This window comes from Clostridium coskatii (genome assembly GCF_001675205.1).
GTDB classification, from domain to species: domain Bacteria; phylum Bacillota; class Clostridia; order Clostridiales; family Clostridiaceae; genus Clostridium_B; species Clostridium_B ljungdahlii.
Genome location: NZ_LROR01000052.1, coordinates 31,860 through 51,259, shown reverse-complemented (window position 1 = coordinate 51,259; position 19,400 = coordinate 31,860). Strand labels below are relative to the sequence as shown.

Below are 19,400 nucleotides of genomic sequence, written 5' to 3'. Positions count from 1 at the left end.
GTAGAATCAAAGAGAAACTAGGATGGATGAGTCCTGTTGAATACAGACTCAGCCTCTTGGCTGCATAAATTAGCGAGGCAGCCGAAACTGTCTCGCTAATAAAGTCTAACTTTTAGGGGTCACCTCAAAAATTGGTGTCTTTTTATTTCATTTACGTTTCATGCTTCGAATAATCATTTTTGCATCTTCTCCAACTCTCAAAGACTCTATTATTTTTTGTAGTGCTTTATTATATGTAAAATTATCTAATGTATTATTTTTCAGATATTCCATTGTTTTTTCTGGAAACTTAATATAACAAGTAGAAACGGCCCAGGCAACAGCCATTTTAACATAATAACCTTTGTGCTTTATTTTATCTAATGATTTTAGCACCTTATCAACATAATTCTCCTTTATATAAAAATCAAGAAGCATTACAACAAAGAAACGGACTTCAAATTCTTTTTCAGAAAATGCATAAGACTGTAAATACTCCCATACACGCTGCATGTTGGACTTTGTAAACTTTAATCCACTACAAAAGCTGTCACAAACACCCCAATTATCAATTTTAGGAACAAAATTTGTAATATACCTTAACCTTTCTTCAACATCAGTTCTCACACATCCAATTACCATTCCCTGAAGCATAATTTCTTCATAATATTCATCCTGTGCGGTTTTTATATAAGTACGCCAATCTCCTTTAGCTATTTCTCTGGCAAGATCTCTTAAAAGCGGAAGTCTTACTCCTACAATATTATCATTGTCGGGACACAAATTTTCTTGAAATTTTTTATATTCATCATCCGCCAGTTCAAAAATTTTTTCTCTTATCATTCTTTTATACAAATCATTTTCACTCATACTAATTTCCCCCATTACTAGAAAAATAACTTGCAGAAGTTCATATAATTTCACAGTTAAAGAACTTCAACCTTAACTATCTGCATTTTGCTTCTCTATTTCTAAAAGTTTTTCTTTTATATGTAAACCACCTGCATAGCCAACTAATTTGCCATTTGAACCTATAACACGATGGCATGGAATACATATAGGAATAGGGTTCTTGTTGTTTGCCATGCCAACAGCACGACAAGCCTTTATATTTCCTATATTTTGGGCCACATCTTTATAACTAAATGTTTTGCCATAGGGAATATCCTGCAGTGCATCCCATACTTTTTTTTGAAATTCCGTACCCTGCGGTTCCAGAGGCAAATCAAACTTTTTTCTTTTTCCCTCCAAATATTCTTGGAGCTGATTGCCTGCATTTTTCAATAAAGATGTTTCATTTATACATATATCTTGAAAATTCATTTTTCCAAAAGTTATATGAGTAATGGCCTTTCCATTTTCAACAATACCTATTTTACCAATTTTCGTTTCATAATAAAATCCATTATTCATGCCGCTTCCTCCCTATTTTTTTCTCTTTAATGATATAACTTTATTATAAGTATTTTTAAAAACTATGTAAAACATATTAATTATTTCCTATATATCTACGATAATATATCTAATAACGTAATTATCAATGAATCTTACTTAGTGGGAAAAGCATATATCCCAAATCTTTGATTTGGTGATAGTCGCTTTCGTTGTGTGCAAGCCGAGAACTTAAATCTTTGATTTAAAGTGAATTGCTTTCACAACGTACATGGGAGTGTTCTAGTAGGTAGACATCAGATAAATATTCTCCAAGGGGTGAAGTATATGCATACTGTTTTACATATTGAAGAAAGTGAATTTTTTTGTAATATTGTAAAAAATACCTTAGTAAAAGGTAACTATTCCTATATATCCGCTGATAATTTCAATGAAGCTTATAAAATACTACAGGATTCCGATATAGATATTATTATAACATCTCTTTATGCAAAAGGAGGTTCTATAGAAAATTTTCTTAAGGATATAAATTACAGCAGTAAAAAAGATATCCCCATATTTGTTGTAACCAGTAATGCAATTGATGAAACAAAGAAAAAGCTTCTGAACTTAGGTGTAACTGATTATATTTTAAAAAAGGATTTAAATGAACAAATTATTCAACGTATAGATTCTATATTTCAATCAGATGAATATATGGAAGATTTAAGGGAAGCAAAAATTGCAATTATAGACGACAGTAGCTTCGATTCTTTAATCGAAAAAGATCTATTTAAAAAGTATAATATAAATAATGTGGATTCCTATAAATCTAGTAAGGATCTACTGAAAAGCAATAAAAAATATGATATATATTTAGTTGATATTATATTAGAAAATGAATTTGGCCAAAATTTAATCAGGGACATAAGGAAAGCCAATCTAAAGGCTTCTATAATAGCTGTTACATCCCTAGATAATCCTAAAACTCTTGCATCTATTTTAAATTCTGGGGCTGATGATTTTATAACTAAACCTATAAATGAACAGTTGTTTATATCAAAATTAAAATCCAATATTAAAACTTATGCTCTTAATAAACAAGTCAAAAACATATTTAAAGAAATGAAAAAATAATTTAGCCAAAATATGGCTTTCCATGTTAAAATTAAATAACATAGAAAGCCATGTTTTACCTATTTTCCATTTGCAAGGGTGTAGAAAAGAACTTACCTTTTCCTAATTTCTTAATAGTTGATCTTTGTAGAATTCTTCCTGCAATTCTATATATAAATGGACTTATAAAAGGTTTTTCCATAATTTTAAATACACTTTTAGGTATATCAATATCCTTTTCTATTGCATTTACAATTGTATCTAAAGATTCATTTAATCTTTTGTACGTTTTACCTGTTTCCTCAAGTTTTTTACCGTCTATAAGTGTACCTGGAGCTACACCAATTCCTCCCATCCACTTAAAATCCATATCTCTTGCAAATAACTTACAGGTTTGTATTGCACTTTTATTTCCTTCAACCTCAGAAAATCCACTGTTGGTTATCACAAAAACACTTCTTGATTTCTTTGATAGTTCATCTTTGTCTCTATAAAGTTGTTCAAAAATTTCAACAACTAAACCTGGTACTGAATTTTCATATATTGGTAAACTTAATATTATTATATCTGCCTTATCAACACTCTTAATTAAAGCATTATCTTTACTCCCTATTTCCTTTTGTAAGCATAATTTGGAGACATTTAATTTTTTCTCATTTAATTTATTTATTAAGCTGTCAGCAATAGCTTCCGAATTTCCTCTTTTTTTCTGAGGACTGCCCACCATAACTAATATATTTTCATTCATAATCTTACATCTCTTTTCCTATAAATTTGAAATCATTAAAACTATGTAAATCCGTTTTTTCAGTGATATTTTTAATGATTACTCTATTACTTGCTTTTGATAAGTTACAGCTAGTAACCATTTCATTAAAATTATGTATACAGTCATTATCTTTAGCTTCCATAATACCTATAAATATTATGTTTGGATACCTATTATAGCGAGGTTTCATCATTGATTTACCTCCCTTAGACACTTGATAAGGCAAAAATAGTGGTTCCGTTCTATCAATAAAGTTTTTAGTAATTGAATTACAGCACCCAAACTCAATAGGAGTAATTATAATTGACATATCACTGTTTAAATATTGTTTTAAGATGTCATTAATACCATCATTAATCGTACAAATACCCGGATTTACGTTTTGACAACAGTCACATCCTATACAAGGTTTCGGCTTAATATTATTTAAGTTATTTACGACATAGTCCATATTTTTTTTCTTTAAACTTCCACAAATTTTATTTACTGTTTCTATCTCCAATTGATTATCATTTCTACATCCATTTATTATTGTTATTTTCACTTTTTATCCCCCCATAACATTTCTACTATTTTTGATTTTTAATAATTCCCGTTATTCCAAAAGTATGATATTTATTGATATCTCTTAGTAATGCAGATAAGTCCTCCTCCTTTTTAACATTCAATACTATATTGGACATCATATTTATTAAATTTTCAAATATACACCTTAAAAATAACTTTCTACTTTCTTCATTTACACTTTGCATACCTTCAAACGTATAATTATTTATTACTAAATTTGATAGTAATTCTATAATTTCATCTTTTAAATTTTCATATTTTGTATTTTTGCTTCCATTAAACAGAGCAGTCATTATTCTCCTATTATTCATCATCAAGTTAGTTAAATTTTTGTTCATCAGTAGATTATTTTCAACTTTTTTATCTTCTTCCTTCCACATTATTATTTTAGTTTTGATCAATTTCTTTAGTTCTTCTACGAAACTTTCAGGTACTACTGAATAAAAGATATCTTCTTTAGACTTATAGTATTTATATATATTACCAACTGATACATTAGCTTCTCTAGATATATCAGATATTGTTGCTTTTTCATATCCCTTTTCTGAAAATACTTTAAGTGCGGCGTTATTTATCCTTTCTTTTACATCATCTTTTTTATATTGAACCATGAAGTAACCTCCTTAAAAGAGAATGTATTATTCTCTTTTGATATATTATAGTATATTTATTTACTTATATCAACATATTTTCTCTCTTTTGATGCCCAGTTTTATAAATTTAAAACCAGGCTTTTTTCAAAAGTTTTATTCCATTTTGCATATTATGAAAGCTTAAATGTCCGTATCCCATGAAAACCATATTACCTTCTTTATAATTGCCTTGATCAAAATAATAAAATGATATGGGATAGACTTTAACTCCATTTTCTAAAGCCCTATTTATCAACTCCAATTCATTTAAATTATTTTTCACCTGAAGTGTAATGTTAACTCCTGCTCTCTCTCCATAAATCACAACATCTTCTCCAAATTGTTGTTTTATACAGTCTATAAGAAATTGCTGCTTTTTAGCATATATATTTCTCATTTTTCTAAGATGTGTTTCAAATAAACCTTCTTTCATAAATTCTGCAATTGTCAGCTGATGAATTTTCGATGCAGTTTGATTTATAAAGCTTCCCTTTTCAATAAAAAGATTCATTATATTTTCAGGTAAAATCATATAGCCAACATGCATTCCTGGAAAAAGAGTTTTTGAAAAAGTTCCAAGGTAAATCACCCTATCTTCACTATCCAAACTTTGAAGTGAAGGTATGGGATTTACATTATATCTAAATTCACTGTCGTAATCGTCTTCAATAATATATCCCCTACCCTTACTAATAAAATTAAGAAGTTTTATACGATTTGAAACAGGCATGGACATACCCAAAGGATGCTGATTGGATGGGGTTACATATATAAACTCAGGAGCCACTCTAAGGGTTTCAAGCTTTTCTATGCTCATTCCCACTTGTGTCAATTCAATTGGCTCTATGTTATATCCATACCATTCAAAAACCTTTCTTACGGCAGAAAATCCAGGTTCTTCAAAAGCAATATTTTTATTACAAGATTCACTAAACAAGTCACATAATACAGCCATCAAAGTCTGCGTTCCTGCACCTATAATTATCTGGTCAGGAGAACAAATTACTCCTCTTGAACTTTTAACATAACTTGCAATTTGACTTCTTAATTCAAATTCACCTCTAGGATCTGAATAGGTTAATATATCTATATTTTCCTTTTTCATAAAGCTTTGCTCAATTTTCCTCCAAGCGACAAATGGAAAACTTTCCTGATCTACTGAACCAGGTTTAAAATTGTAAGGATATACTTTATCATCTATATGAATGCTATTTAAGGGTTTAAGTTTTAAGGGTATACTTTCTTTTTTGACGGTTTTTATTTGATCTTCTATAGCCTCCACATAATATCCACTTCCATTTTTGCTATAAATATACCCTTCACATAGTAGTTGATCATATGCCCCTTGAACCGTATTTCTACTGATACAAAGTCTATTTTTAAGCTGCATTATGGATTCCAGCCTGTCCCCTTTTTTAAGTGTACCTTCTAATATTGCTTTTTTGTAACATTCATATATCTGAATATACAGTGGTTTTTCACTGTGCCTCTTAATAAATATTGGCATCTCCATAAAATCATCCCCTTAACTTTTATAAAAATTATACCTTTTTATAGTTACAATTATATAGTACTATTTTATCAAATGCACAACATATAACCAGGAGGATATTTATGATAAAAGAAATACTATTACTTGGAAATGATGCTTTATACAAAAAAAGTTTACCTGTAGAAAAAGAGGACATGGATTCAATAAAGAAAACTGTTTCAAATTTACATGATACCTTAATTGACTTTCGTAAAAAATACAATGCAGGCAGAGCAATTGCCGCTCCACAAATTGGGGTATTTAAAAGATTGATATATATGTATATTGACAAGCCTATAGTTTTTATTAATCCAGTACTTAAATTTGATAACAAAGAAATGATGGACGTAATGGATGACTGTATGTCCTTTCCAAATCTTTTAGTAAAAGTTAAACGCTATAAAGAATGCACTGTAATGTACAAAGATATAAATTTTGTAGATAAAACATTGAATTTCAAAGGAGATCTATCAGAATTAATACAACATGAATATGATCATCTTGACGGAATACTGGCTACAATGAGAGCTGTAGACAATAAATCTTTCTATATAAAAAGCAAATGATCAAACTTCACTGTAAAACAGCATTGTTTAATGTTCACTTCACATCCATAGATTTGTAAAAATCTATGGATGTTCTCGATTTAAATTATAGAAATAATTCTTTTCATTTTAACTATTATTTTTTCAATATCAGTTTTTTCCCTAAAAACTATTTCTTTTAAATACATAGCTTGTCTTTTAAGTGCTTTTTTCAATGCTGATATTTCTGCATCTACATCTGGATTTTTCTCGTTGAACTTACTTCTTAAAGATTGTGCCACTTCATATAAATCTTCATTTGGTTTTTCTACTAAATTATAACCCCAAGTATCACTATTTCCATGTGTTACACGCCTTGAAAAAAACTCATAGGTTATTCTATCAAAATCATAGACATATTTGTTAAAATCAATAGGCTTTATATATTTATTAACAACTTCTTCTAGGCTCTCTCTTCTATTTTTCAACGCTTTAATTGCCTTTTTTAATAAATCAACATTTTTTTCATAGTTTTCATGAGGAAATACAACATTTACTTCCCAATTTAATCTTATAAAACTGTTCTGCATCATTTTGTACAATTGAAAAAGTTTTAAATTAAACTTAATACAATCAGTATTTTCACCTGTCATGCTAGCATTTCTAAAATTTAATTTTTCTATTTTTGAAGATAATTCTTGTGCATAATGGGAAGCCTTTTTAATAGTTTTTACCAAAGATTTTTCTACAATATTAGAATCTATAGTTTCTTTCATTTTAAAGAAACGCTCATAAAAATCCATTGGTCTAATAGGTGTAGTATCTAAATCAAACAATATTTTTCCATATAATATATGATTTAACTTATAGGTTTTAGTGTCAAATCCAAAAGCTTTGTTATCCATGGAACTATGATAAATATTAGTATAATATATACTAGATGTCATAGAATCCCTTGCTGTAATACAAGGAATACCTGCCTTCGTATAACAAAATTCTTCACTACTGGTAGAAGTTGGTGATATAAATTCAAATTTATAATCTCTATGATGCAAAATAGGCCTCACACTCTTTTTAGTATATTTTAGTAATTCATCGGATACCATTATTTGAAAATTTCTTTCATTAGGCACAGGAAAATTGCCATCAATATTAATAACAGCAAATGCTTTTTTTGCCCATTCTGGATGAATATGAGCAATTTCCTCATAGGCTCCCATTGCCCAGTCATAATCTGAATTTTCTTTTCCCCATTCCTCAGCACCATGAGTAATAACTCGTATAGTTTTGTTAGGTTTATATCCACTATCTATTATTGCCTTTGCTATACCTAATATCGTGGAAACTCCAGAGGCATCATCAAAGTAAGAATGATAATATCCATCATAATGAGCCATTAAATATATAACTTCATCAGTTTTTCCAGGTATTTCTCCCCATATATTGTAAGAAACTTTTTCTGGCTCAACATAGGAATGTGCATTTAATTTAACTGTTATTTCCTTATCTGCAGATTTATTTATAAGATTTTTTAATATATCAGAATCTCTTTTACTAATAGCAAGAACAGGAGCATAGGATGGCCCTTCTACTGGCTGAGATATAAGGTAATCTTCATGCTGAACTTTATATTTTGTAACAACAAGAACTGCCTTCGCTCCTTTTAAATAAGCCTGATACGCTGGATACGATATCCAAAAGTCATTGAATGGATCAATACTAATTAGCACTAATTTATTTGTAACATCTCCCAAAGATTTATAGTCACTTATTGTCCCACTTCCAGTATCTACAACTTTAAAAAAGTCATCCTTTGCTTCTATACTTGTAGCATAACCTCCTAAAACAATCTTCTGTTCTTGTCCATTTTCATCTTTGTATGAAATATTAGCACCTTTATAAGTCCAACCCCAACTGTAAAACTTGTCCCTATTTAGATTTTTCAACCCAATTCTTTCAAACTCTCTATAAAGATAATTTGCAGCTTCAGTACTTGCTTTCGACCCTGCAGAACGATTTCCAGTAGCTTTATCATCTCCAAAACTTGATAGGATATTTATAATTTTTTGAGAATTAACTATATCAATATGCTTGCAAAATTCTCTAAATCCTGCCTTCATAAATAATCCTCCCATTTATTCTACTTTAATAGTTTCTTTGCACTACATATTATTCTATATATTTCTAATTGTGATAGTCGCTTTCGCTGTGTGCGATGGGGGGTGTTAGAAATGGTAGCGATTGGATAAAATAAAGGCATACTTTGACATAGTAAATAGAATATGTTGATTTTCTAAAAGTATATTGATAATATATAAATGCTATTTTGTATTTACTATAATTGAGAGGATGATTAAAATGCAAGATATAAAGAGCTGCACAATTTTAAATAATGGAGTAAAAATGCCCTGGATAGGCTTCGGTACTTATAAAGCTGATGGTCCTTCTGTTATTAACTCAGTAAAAGAAGCTCTCAAAGTTGGTTATAGCCATATAGATACTGCTGCTTTCTATAAAAACGAAGATGGAGTTGGTACTGGAATAAAAGAAAGTGAAGTACCTAGAGAAAAAATCTTTTTAACAAGTAAAGTTTGGATTTCCGATGAAGGTTATGAGAAGACTTTAAAAGCTTTTGAAACTTCTATTAAAAAACTAAAAACAGATTACCTTGATCTATATTTAATTCATTGGCCTAATCCACTACACAATGAAACCTGGAGAGCTTTAGAAAAGCTTTATAAAGAAGGCTATGTACGAGCAATAGGTGTTAGCAATTTTACCGCTGGTCATTTGAAAGATTTAATGGCAAATGCTGAAATTATGCCAATGGTAAATCAAGTAGAATTTCATCCTCTGCTAGTTCAAAACGATCTAAGAGAGTTCTGCAAAAAAAATAGTGTACAATTAGAAGCATGGTCTCCCTTAATGAGGGGTAAGGTATTTGAAATTCCCCTTCTAAAAGAGCTTGCAAAAAAATATAAAAAAACAGTATCTCAAATCGTGCTTAAATGGGATTTACAAATGGGAGTCGTAACTATTCCAAAATCAACTACTCCATCAAGAATAAAAGAAAATACAGATATATTTGATTTTGAAATAAGTAAAGATGATATGTCTAAAATTCAGCAGCTTGATAAAGGAATAAGGACAGGTTCCGAACCTGATGAAGTTTATGCTAACCCAGATACATTAAAAAAATAATACTACTTCATCTGATGCCAAAAACTCTGTTTATATAAAGTAAAATCTAAAATTACAAATGCATTATTAGTTCATGGAATACTAGAGGAGGTAATATTTTAATGTATAAAATTGTTTTTATAGATATGGACGGGACTTTACTTAAAGACAACAAGTCAATATCCAATGAAAATAAACGAGCTATTAAAGCTGCTACAGAAAAAGGTGTTAAAATTGTTCTTTGTACTGGAAGACCAATAGATGGAATTAAACATCATCTCTCTGATTTGAATTTAATAGCAAATGATCAATACAGCGTAACTTGTACTGGTGCTAATGTACAAAATAATACTGAGGACAAAATTATTTTTCAGTCGCCTTTTAACAGCAAGGATCTAGAATATTTATATAACATGGCAGAAGACTTAAAGCTAGACTTATGTTTTTATAATGATGGTATGTACTCAGTTTATAAGAACAACTTATATGGTAAATTAGAATCTGTTGCAAACAATACAAAATATGAGATAACTGAATTCAAAGACTTAGTAAAACGTAACAATATACTAAAGGTAAACTTAATAAATGAAAACTCAGATGTTTTAGAGCACTATGTACATCATTTTGGCTTTGATATGTCACCTTACAGCAATTTCAAATTTAGAAGTACCTATGACAAAAATTTGCTATTAGGCAATAGTTTGCCACAACATTTTTATGAAAATTTTTCAGTACTTAAAACATGTACTTATACCTTTGACGTATTGAGTAAAAATACTAATAAAGGTACTGGTGTAAAAAAACTGTGCCAATACTTGGACATACCTACTAAGGAAGTTATTTGTATTGGAGACTCTCCAAATGATTTGGACATGCTTAAATGCGCAGGACTCCCTGTAGCCATGGGAAATGCTTCAGACAAAATAAAGCATACTGCTGACTATGTCACTTTAACAAATGAAGAAAATGGAGTAGCTAATGTTTTAGAAAAGTTCGTGTTGTAACCATTAACTATACATAAAAACTATATCATTTTTTACTACTACAGCCTACGCATCCTTCATCTATGACTTTAAGAAGGAATGCTGTAGCCTGTATAGAGTTTAATGTCACCTTATCTTAGACTTGGTATACTACTTTAGATTTTCTACTTTAATAAACATCTGTAACCTTTGCAACATAGTCATCATATCCTGATTTAGCTAGTACCATAATAGGATGCTCCTGATTCAGTATTTGAACTCGATATGCCTGTGCTTCATCCTTATCAAAATATTCGTCTCTGTTAACATTTATTTTGCTTCTATCTGCAACCCCATAGTCTTCTAATATTTCTGTAACTCTATTTTCTAAATCTCCCGTTGGGCATTCAAGTATCCTAATTCTATCAATTGCTTCATCAATTTTTTTCATTCTATTACCCTCCCATAAGGCATTTTCAAAGGAATAACTAGTCAGTATGCTAGCCTATTTTTTATCATACTGTGTCGGTAGAACCCTTAGATAGGATTCACTATCTGCAGAACCTGCCTCCTTGTCTGATAAACAAAGTTCTTAGCACCTGATGCTTAGAACTTGTTATCCAGGGACATAGCCGCTCTTTACTCACACTTGGAAAAGTGTGAGTATTAGAGCGGGTTAGTCATCGGATAAAAAATATTCGTCCCATCTTTGACTTGTTATTTTCTTTCAAATGCCTAAAATAGATTAGTTGTATTTTTATTATGTCCCCATATTTTTTCTTAATTCTAGTCATGTCTTACCATTTTAAATTTTTCTATTACTTATAATGTTAAAAAATATATTGGCAACAAGACAAGTAGCAAGTATAATATAATCAATGAGTTAGGGAATCCTAAACTTATGTAAGAAGGAGATGACTAAAAATTAATAGTTTAAATTATTTTAATAACATAGAAGATTGCAAAAAATTCTTGGATAGTTTTGATTTTAAATATTTTATACCTTATTTTTGTGATTGGGATGGTTATAATAGGTATACTGTCCAGCTTAATAAGGAATGTACAAAGATATTATATTGTTCTTTAGATTCTATAAAAGATGGATTAGTTAAGGATTCTTTTTACTTTTTTAATGCTGAGAAACTCAAGGTTAAAAATAAAGAGGGAATATTAGTTGACGCTTTTCAACTTGCTGAAGCAGGAGAATCCATAAGAAGATATGTAAGAGGAAGGAAATATATGACAAAATAAGATTACAGTGTTAATCCTATTTATTAAATGTAAAGGTTTAAAGATGAGTATAGATTTACGTAAAATGTAAATCTATACTCATTACCTATGAATTCCATAATCTATGCTCGAGAGGTAATTATACTATAAAAATTCTATATGTATATTTTTCCTTCTAACACAAATTCAACAATTCTTTTACCCCACTAATAGCTAAATAGCAGTTTTCAACATTACCAAAACCGTACTTTGCAAATACAAAAGGAACTTCGGCAAATACGGTTGCTTCATAATCTCCCTGGGTATCTCCAACATATATTACGTCATCTAAATTATTTCTTTCTATAACCAGTTTGATATTTTCACCTTTGCCCTTACCTGTATTTCCAAAGCATTCAAAGTCTGTAATGTACTTTTCAATTCCTGCTTTCCCCATAAATAATTCAATATAACCGCACTGACAATTACTCACAATAAACAAATGACATTTTTCTGATAATTTTCTAATGGTTTCTTTTACATCAGGAAACAGCAGATTATTTGTATTTTCTCTCAAGGCATCCTGCTCATATTTACAACATCTATTAAGTATCAACTTTCTCTTACTCTCACTAGCATCATAGAACAAATCATCTGCTATTACATCCATAGTTTTTCCAAACTCTTTTTTTAATACAGAGGATGTTATAATTGGAGCTGCTCCCCCTACTTCTGAAATTGCCCTGTTCCAGGCTTTTGATACAATTTCTGTTGTATCCCATAATGTACCATCAACATCAAATATTATATTCTTTATGATAAAAACCTTCTTTCTAATTCTCATTCATGAGAATATAATATTAAACAATGTTCATATAGTCAATACCTAGTATTAATTATTAAAATTAGTCATAAATGAGCATAGTCTACAAATGTAGACTTCTTCTTTAATCATTTAATAATAATTCAGTTTTAAATGTTATTACAGCATCTCCAGAAATTTTAACTTCTACTGGTTCTTTATCTTCTATCTTTACCTCAACTTCAATAACACCTGGTCTTTTTATAGCTTCGCCCTGCACAGCCTTAAATTTGAATAAAGAATTATTGTGGTGAATAAGGTTATGATGAACAAGATATGCACCCAAAGGACCATTTGCATTGCCAGTAACAGGATCCTCATTAATACCTATTGCAGGTGCAAACATTCTACCATGTATCAAAATATCATTATCCTGTGTACCAACCGTAAAAACATAATATCCATTACATTTAATAACCTTGCTTAGCTTAGAAAGTACACCATAATCTGGCTGCAGTGCATTTAAAGTTTCAATACTCTTTATACCAATCATAACTTTAGAATGACCTGTAGACACAATTTGAATTTTATAATTTTCCAGTAGATCACTATTTTTTATATTAAGTGCTGCTAAGAGCTTTTCTTTATTTATGCCCTCTATAATAGTACCAAACTCAATTTTACCTTGCGTCATAATAATTTTATAATCCTCATTTTTCTTTACTATATCAACAGGTAAAATTCCAACACCCGTTTTATGATAAACTCTTGACGTATCAAGTCCATTTTCAACAGCACGGGCATAATGAGCAGCAATAGTGGCATGTCCACAAATTGGCACCTCATTTGTTGGAGTAAAAAAACGTATATGAGCATCATACTCTCTGCTATTTGAAGAAAAGATAAAAGCTGTCTCAGAGTTATTAAGTTCTCTAGCAATTTTTTGCATCTCATAATCAGTTAATCCCTCTGCATTTGTTATTACTCCTGCTGGATTTCCTGTGAACTTTTCTTTTGTAAATGAATCAATTTGGTATAAATTGTACTTTCTTGTCATGATTTTCATCCCCTAAATATATTATACATTAATAAATTAAACACTATTTTATTAATTCATAGCAATTAATATCTATGTATACTATAATAGTTTTGTTGGAGTACACATACAAGTACGCACTTTTTAATCAGATACTTACCATTTGGAAAGAAGGATAGGGTATGAATAGAGACATAATTGAAAATTTCCCAAATCAGAGGAAAAGACAAAAGGATTTTAAATGTTCTCTAGGATTTGCCATGACTGTAATTGGAAGTAAGTGGAGAGCAATAATATTATGGCATATATTGAAAACTGACCCTATAAGATATGGGGAGCTAAAAAAATCTATTCCTAATATAAGTCATAAGATACTATCTCAAGAATTAAAAAACTTGGAGATGGATGGTCTTATTGAAAGAATTGCTTATGCAACAATTCCACCTAAGGTAGAGTATATACCTACAGATAGAGGGAAATCCTTAGAAAACATCTTAACTGAACTATGTCTTTGGGGTAAAAAATATACGAATCCATAATTAAAATAATACTGGAAAATAGAAGCAAACTAATGTTATACTTACCCCCTTATATTAACTTCAAATTGTATTGTTTACTTTATACTATACTTCAAATCCGGTTCTATCTTCTTCTGTAATTTCTCGAATTACTTTACATGGTACACCAGCTGCAATTACATTTGCTGGAATATCTTTTGTAATAACACTACCCGATCCAATAATTGTATTATCTCCAATAACTACACCTTGATTTATATGAACACCTGCTCCAATCCATACGTTATTACCTACCTTTACAGATTTTGCATAACAGGCTCCTGCTATTCGTTCTTTTGCATCTGCTGCATGATTAGAGGTATAGATTCCAACTCGCGGCCCAAATAAAACATTATTTCCTATGTCTATCCCCCCACCATCTAACATTATACAATCAAAATTAGCATAAAAATTATCTCCTATTGTAATATTAAAACCAAATTCACATCGAAAAGTTGGTTCAAAATGAACCCCTTTTCCGATACTTTTCAATAGCTTTTTTAATATTTCTTCTCTTTCATGCTGCGGCTTACCAAAACTATTATTATATTCATTTGTAAGAAATACCGTATTTTCTCTTGCTTGAATTAGTTCCTGGGTTAAATCATTATACATTTTACCCAGTAAAATCAATTCTTTCTGTTCCTCTAAAGTCATAATATAACCTCCAAAACGACTCTGGTATTTTCTAATTATAATATATGGCTAATTCTCCTTTATATTCTACTTATAATTTAAACTTATTAATTTGTGTTTCAAGTTCTATGGACAATTGTTTTAAAGAATTTGCATTAGTTAGAAATTTACCCATAGTTGCTGTAATTTCTTCAGCAGATGCTGAGACTTCTTGTGTACTTGCAGCAATTTCTTCTGACGCTGCAGATATATTTTGTATCTTAGATACTATTTCATCTTTATTATTGATTGTTTCTTTTGCTTTTTCCTTAACTAATTGGATTTGTGAGGTTAGTTCATTTATTGAAGTTAGTATATTTCCAAATATAGATTTTGTTTCAAAAACAGCATCATCCTGTTCTCTTACTGTATCTTTAGTTTTTTCCATAGCTTTGACTGCTGTTTGTGATTTTTCTCTAATATTATTAATTAGCATTTGAATTTGTTGAGTTGCAGAAGCAGATTGTTCTGCGAGTTTACGAATTTCATCTGCAACTACAGAGAATCCCTTACCAGCTTCTCCTGCTCTTGCAGACTCTATTGCCGCATTTAATGCCAATAAATTAGTTTGTGTTGATATTTCATTAATAGTATCAGTAATCACACTAATTTGATCCGATGACTTATTTACATCTACTATAATGTTGTTGACTTCCATTGTAGATTTATCAGTATTACTAGATTTTTCAGTAAGAGCTTCTACTATTTTTAACCCTTCTTTACTCAATTTATCCGTATTTTTTGATGCATTAGACATCTTACTAGTAAGACTGGAAATATAATCTATTTTATTGCTCAGTTGTTCTAACTTATGAGCCCCTTCATCTACGCTCATCGACTGATCTGAAGTTCCTTTTGCAATTTGCCCTATTGTTGCTGTAACTTCCCTAATAGTACTGCTGCTTTCACCAGCCATTAAAGCTATTGTATCTGAATTTTCATTTAAAATATCAGAAGACTTTTTTACATTAAATATTAATCCTCCTATGTTTTCAATCATCTTGTTAAAATCATTTCCCAGTCTATCAAATTCATCTTTGCTATTAATGTCTGCTCTAACTGATAAATCACCTTTAGATGATTTATTAAATACATTTTGTAATTTGACAATATTTTTAGTAAACATTTTACTCATAACCAACGCTGCTGCTGCTGAAATTATAAACATTATAAAAGCAAGTATAATTGAATATTTTCTTAAATAATTAAGATCATCATTTATTTCTGAGTTAGGCATTGATGCAAATAACTTCCAATGTGTTAATTTATTCGTATCGTAAACAATAATATCATTAGAATTTTCAGTAGTGCCTTCTTCAAGTCCTGATTGTTCATTTTTAGTTTTTTTCCATATTGACATTTTTTTTATTGCATCTGTAGCTATTAATTTTTTATTGGGATGAGCCACTAGAATACCATTTGAATCAGTTATATATACATAACCTTTTTGTCCAACTCTTATATCTGACAATTTATCTGATAATCTATCAAGATTTATGGTTATTCCTAATACTCCTATTACTTGATTGTTGTTTTCAACAGTCATAGATATTGTCATAAGATTTTTTTTAGTTAATAAACCCACATATGGATTGGAATAAAACACCTTTCCCTTATTGGACATAGCACCTATATACCATGATCTAGTCGTTGGATCTAGTGATGTACTGCTTTCAGGGTATACATATATCTTTTTATCTGGCAATCCAAATATAACAGTTTCAATGCATTCATTACTAGATTTCATATTTTTAAAAAGATCATTTATTACTGATGCATTCTCTGGGTGTATTAATACCTCTTTTATGTATGGATTGTTGTCTAAAAATTTTAAAGATGTAGACATTCCTTCAAAGAAGTTTTCTATACCTCTATTTACTTCTTGAATCGTTTGATTTGTTGATACTTTAAATCTGTTTCTAACAATAGTATCCGTTTTAACACTAGAGAATATCCCCAAAAATGTTATCGGTATTATACCAATAACTATCATAATAACCGCTAACTTATTTTTTATACTTGAGAATATGTTTTTAACTTTCACAAATTTATCCCCCAAAATCTTCAGAATCATTAATAATTTATAAAAATGAGCCTATATCTCAATGTAAGTGATAATTAAAGATATAAGCCTACTTTTAATAACTATATTTATATTAAATGTTTTATTTAGAAATCAATAGCATTTTTTGCTATTTTAATACATTTATCAAGCTGCCAATTTTATCAATAGAAACAACAATTTTGTCTCCAGACTTCAACCAATTTTGTTTATCTTCTGGATAAGTTGAAATAGCGCCCTCGGGTGTTCCTGTAAATATAATATCTCCAGGTTTTAATGTCATATAATTAGACATATAGCTTACAATTGCTGCACAATTAAAAATCATGTCCTTGGTGTTTCCTAATTGCCTAAGTTCTCCATTTACTTCACACTTGATTTCTAGATTTGCTGTATTTATTTCATCAGCCGTTACAAGATAAGGTCCGATTGGTGCAAAATTATCGCAGGTTTTCCCTAGTAGCCATTGATGTGTCCTATGCTGAAGGTCTCTAGCAGATATGTCATTTCCAGCAGTATACCCAAATATATAAGAAATTGCATTTTCTTTAGAAACATTTTTAGCTTCTTTTCCAATAACAATAACTAATTCTGCTTCATAATCAAACTTTTCAGCTGACTTTGGCAGCAAAATAATTTGTCTATGTGCAGCTAACGCATTGTTAAATTTACTAAATATAACCGGTGATGCTGGAACATTTGCCTTACGCTTTTGCGGATCACTTATATAATTTAAACCAATGCAAAGAATCTTTTCTGGTTTTATTACAGGAGGTGCATAAATAATCTTTTCTTCTGGAATTGCTTCAATTTCTTTTTTGCTCAATTTGCCTAATTGAGATAAAGCTTTATTACCTCCTTCAATAACTTTATCCATATTGGTACATAACCCAAGGGAATACTTCTCAGAGGCCTTTGCCACATCTATTATGCCTCTATCTGTCTTAATTCCCAACTTAATTTGCTTTCCAGCTTTAAAATTAACTAATTTCATAGTGAATTTTCACCTTTCTTCATTTAATTTCTAATCTATATCAAATTTTCTCTAGCCAAACCAAGTTTATGAGCTGTATCAATTACTGCTTTCGAAACAGCCCTTGAAACATCTTTGTTAAACACACTAGGTACTATATTGTCCTCAGCCAATTCGCTGTCCTTTATTAAGCCAGCTATTCCCTTTGCTGCTGCAATTTTCATTTCATCACATATATCTTTTGTCCTAACCTTTAAAACGCCATTGAACAAACCTGGAAAAACTAATACATTATTAATTTGATTTGGAAAATCTGACCTCCCTGTAGCTATAATTCTAGCTCCACCTAATTTTGCATCTTCTGGCATTATCTCTGGAGTAGGATTAGCTAATGCAAAAATTATACTATCTTTGTTCATTGTCTTAACCATTTCTTTAGTCATTACATTACCATCTGAAACCCCTATGAATACATCCTTTTTCTTAATCACATCTGCCAAATTTCCCTTTTCCAAATTTCTATTAGTTACCTCTGCTATTTTACTTTGTGCATCATTTAATGTATTATCTCCTTTAACAAGTGCTCCATTTATATCACATAAAACTATATTTTTTACTCCAGCTGACATTAAAAGCTTTGCTGTAGCAATACCAGACGCACCTGCACCATTTATAACCACTTTTATTTCTTTTATATTTTTCTTAACTAATTTTAAAGCATTATATAAACCTGCTAAAACTGCAATTGCAGTTCCATGTTGGTCATCATGATATACAGGTATGTCCAGTAACTTTCTTAATTTATCTTCTATATAAAAACATTCCGGTGCCTTAATATCTTCCAGATGTATTCCTCCAAAACCTGGAGCAATATTCTTTATTGTATTTACTATGTCATCAGGATCTTTAGAATCTATACTTATTGGAATAGCATCAACATTTCCAAACTTTTTTAATAATAATGCTTTACTTTCTACTACTGGAAGTCCAGCTTCTGGTCCAATATTGCCAAGTCCAAGAACTGCTGTTCCATTTGTAATTACGGCAACAGTTTTTCCCTTCATTGTATACTGATATACATCATTTTTGTTTTTAGCTATTTCTAAACATGGACCTGCCACTCCAGGGGTATACGCCACTGCCAAGTCTTCACCATTTTTTATAGGCATAGTACCAATAATCTCTAGCTTGCCTTTTTTCTCTTTATGTAATTTTAAAGATTTTTCTTTTACACTCATAGTTCTTATCATATCTTTTTCCACCTTTCAGCATATTATATATTTTTCTTATAGAAATTTAAAAATAAAGATTTCTAAATTTCTAATGCTTATAAATAAAGGAGAAACTAAATAAGTTATAAAAATCTATATTTATAAGTATATGTATGATTAATAGCCCAAAAATACACACATCATCATGCACATAATCCTTAAATGTGTATGATGATATGTGTAC

The 19,400-nt window shown here is 30.0% G+C and carries 20 protein-coding genes; 6 read left to right on the top strand and 14 right to left on the bottom strand.

The window, feature by feature from the left end:
- Positions 1–147: 147 nt before the first annotated feature.
- Both CLCOS_RS11635 and CLCOS_RS11630 read right to left on the bottom strand, forming a co-directional pair.
- The gene (locus tag CLCOS_RS11635; RefSeq protein ID WP_063602272.1) at positions 148–849 is read right to left on the bottom strand and encodes a DNA alkylation repair protein; all 702 of its coding nucleotides are present in this window, start codon (positions 847–849) and stop codon (positions 148–150) included.
- A gap of 72 nt (positions 850–921) precedes the next feature.
- Positions 922–1,392: a methylated-DNA--[protein]-cysteine S-methyltransferase gene (locus CLCOS_RS11630; protein WP_013238442.1), complete on the bottom strand. Its 471-nt coding sequence runs from the start codon at positions 1,390–1,392 to the stop codon at positions 922–924.
- Between the two features lie 306 nt (positions 1,393–1,698).
- Between CLCOS_RS11630 and CLCOS_RS11625 the strand changes: the two genes are divergently transcribed.
- Positions 1,699–2,487, top strand: a complete 789-nt coding sequence (locus tag CLCOS_RS11625; RefSeq protein WP_063602271.1) for a response regulator — start codon at positions 1,699–1,701, stop codon at positions 2,485–2,487.
- A gap of 55 nt (positions 2,488–2,542) precedes the next feature.
- On the opposite strand, the gene CLCOS_RS11620 is transcribed toward CLCOS_RS11625, so the two are convergent.
- The 4 genes from CLCOS_RS11620 to CLCOS_RS11605 form a co-directional block, all read right to left on the bottom strand.
- Complete coding sequence (locus CLCOS_RS11620; protein ID WP_063602270.1) at positions 2,543–3,214, bottom strand: NAD(P)H-dependent oxidoreductase; 672 nt, start codon at positions 3,212–3,214, stop codon at positions 2,543–2,545.
- Positions 3,215–3,218: 4 nt separating this feature from the next.
- Positions 3,219–3,779, bottom strand: a complete 561-nt coding sequence (locus CLCOS_RS11615) for a flavodoxin family protein (protein ID WP_063602269.1) — start codon at positions 3,777–3,779, stop codon at positions 3,219–3,221.
- A gap of 25 nt (positions 3,780–3,804) precedes the next feature.
- A complete protein-coding gene (locus CLCOS_RS11610) occupies positions 3,805–4,413 on the bottom strand; it encodes a TetR/AcrR family transcriptional regulator (RefSeq protein ID WP_063602268.1) in 609 nt (202 codons plus the stop codon).
- A gap of 109 nt (positions 4,414–4,522) precedes the next feature.
- Entirely contained in the window at positions 4,523–5,947 is a 1,425-nt protein-coding gene (locus CLCOS_RS11605) for a PLP-dependent aminotransferase family protein (protein ID WP_063602267.1), read from the bottom strand.
- A 101-nt stretch (positions 5,948–6,048) separates the two neighbouring features.
- Here CLCOS_RS11605 and CLCOS_RS11600 point away from each other — a divergent pair, with 101 nt between their 5' ends.
- Positions 6,049–6,531: a peptide deformylase gene (locus CLCOS_RS11600; protein WP_063602266.1), complete on the top strand. Its 483-nt coding sequence runs from the start codon at positions 6,049–6,051 to the stop codon at positions 6,529–6,531.
- An 80-nt stretch (positions 6,532–6,611) separates the two neighbouring features.
- On the opposite strand, the gene CLCOS_RS11595 is transcribed toward CLCOS_RS11600, so the two are convergent.
- Complete coding sequence (locus CLCOS_RS11595; RefSeq protein WP_063602265.1) at positions 6,612–8,609, bottom strand: M28 family peptidase; 1,998 nt, start codon at positions 8,607–8,609, stop codon at positions 6,612–6,614.
- Positions 8,610–8,847: 238 nt separating this feature from the next.
- On the opposite strand from CLCOS_RS11595, the gene CLCOS_RS11590 reads away from it, so the two are divergent.
- Complete coding sequence (locus CLCOS_RS11590; protein ID WP_063602264.1) at positions 8,848–9,690, top strand: aldo/keto reductase; 843 nt, start codon at positions 8,848–8,850, stop codon at positions 9,688–9,690.
- Between the two features lie 101 nt (positions 9,691–9,791).
- Positions 9,792–10,673 carry a Cof-type HAD-IIB family hydrolase gene (locus tag CLCOS_RS11585; RefSeq protein ID WP_063602263.1) on the top strand — a complete coding sequence of 294 codons (882 nt, stop codon included), beginning with the start codon at positions 9,792–9,794 and terminating at the stop codon, positions 10,671–10,673.
- Positions 10,674–10,821: 148 nt separating this feature from the next.
- Here the strand turns inward: CLCOS_RS11585 and CLCOS_RS11580 are convergent, their stop codons facing one another.
- Positions 10,822–11,082 (bottom strand): hypothetical protein, encoded by a 261-nt coding sequence (locus CLCOS_RS11580; protein WP_063602262.1) that lies wholly within the window; start codon positions 11,080–11,082, stop codon positions 10,822–10,824.
- A 521-nt stretch (positions 11,083–11,603) separates the two neighbouring features.
- Between CLCOS_RS11580 and CLCOS_RS11575 the strand changes: the two genes are divergently transcribed.
- A complete protein-coding gene (locus tag CLCOS_RS11575) occupies positions 11,604–11,882 on the top strand; it encodes a hypothetical protein (protein WP_192844998.1) in 279 nt (92 codons plus the stop codon).
- A 154-nt stretch (positions 11,883–12,036) separates the two neighbouring features.
- Here CLCOS_RS11575 and CLCOS_RS11570 read toward each other — a convergent pair whose 3' ends face one another.
- Positions 12,037–12,684: an HAD family hydrolase gene (locus CLCOS_RS11570; protein ID WP_063602260.1), complete on the bottom strand. Its 648-nt coding sequence runs from the start codon at positions 12,682–12,684 to the stop codon at positions 12,037–12,039.
- A 103-nt stretch (positions 12,685–12,787) separates the two neighbouring features.
- Positions 12,788–13,699, bottom strand: a complete 912-nt coding sequence (locus tag CLCOS_RS11565) for a PhzF family isomerase (protein WP_063602259.1) — start codon at positions 13,697–13,699, stop codon at positions 12,788–12,790.
- A gap of 161 nt (positions 13,700–13,860) precedes the next feature.
- On the opposite strand from CLCOS_RS11565, the gene CLCOS_RS11560 reads away from it, so the two are divergent.
- Positions 13,861–14,217 (top strand): winged helix-turn-helix transcriptional regulator, encoded by a 357-nt coding sequence (locus tag CLCOS_RS11560; RefSeq protein ID WP_063602258.1) that lies wholly within the window; start codon positions 13,861–13,863, stop codon positions 14,215–14,217.
- A gap of 84 nt (positions 14,218–14,301) precedes the next feature.
- On the opposite strand, the gene CLCOS_RS11555 is transcribed toward CLCOS_RS11560, so the two are convergent.
- From CLCOS_RS11555 to CLCOS_RS11540, 4 genes are all read right to left on the bottom strand, one after another.
- On the bottom strand, positions 14,302–14,892 hold the full coding sequence (locus CLCOS_RS11555) for a sugar O-acetyltransferase (RefSeq protein WP_063602257.1): 591 nt from the start codon (positions 14,890–14,892) through the stop codon (positions 14,302–14,304).
- 70 nt (positions 14,893–14,962) lie between these two features.
- On the bottom strand, positions 14,963–16,954 hold the full coding sequence (locus tag CLCOS_RS11550; RefSeq protein ID WP_192847939.1) for a methyl-accepting chemotaxis protein: 1,992 nt from the start codon (positions 16,952–16,954) through the stop codon (positions 14,963–14,965).
- 148 nt (positions 16,955–17,102) lie between these two features.
- Complete coding sequence (locus tag CLCOS_RS11545) at positions 17,103–17,966, bottom strand: fumarylacetoacetate hydrolase family protein (RefSeq protein WP_063602255.1); 864 nt, start codon at positions 17,964–17,966, stop codon at positions 17,103–17,105.
- A gap of 35 nt (positions 17,967–18,001) precedes the next feature.
- On the bottom strand, positions 18,002–19,183 hold the full coding sequence (locus CLCOS_RS11540; RefSeq protein ID WP_063602273.1) for an NAD(P)-dependent malic enzyme: 1,182 nt from the start codon (positions 19,181–19,183) through the stop codon (positions 18,002–18,004).
- Between the last annotated feature and the right edge of the window lie 217 nt (positions 19,184–19,400).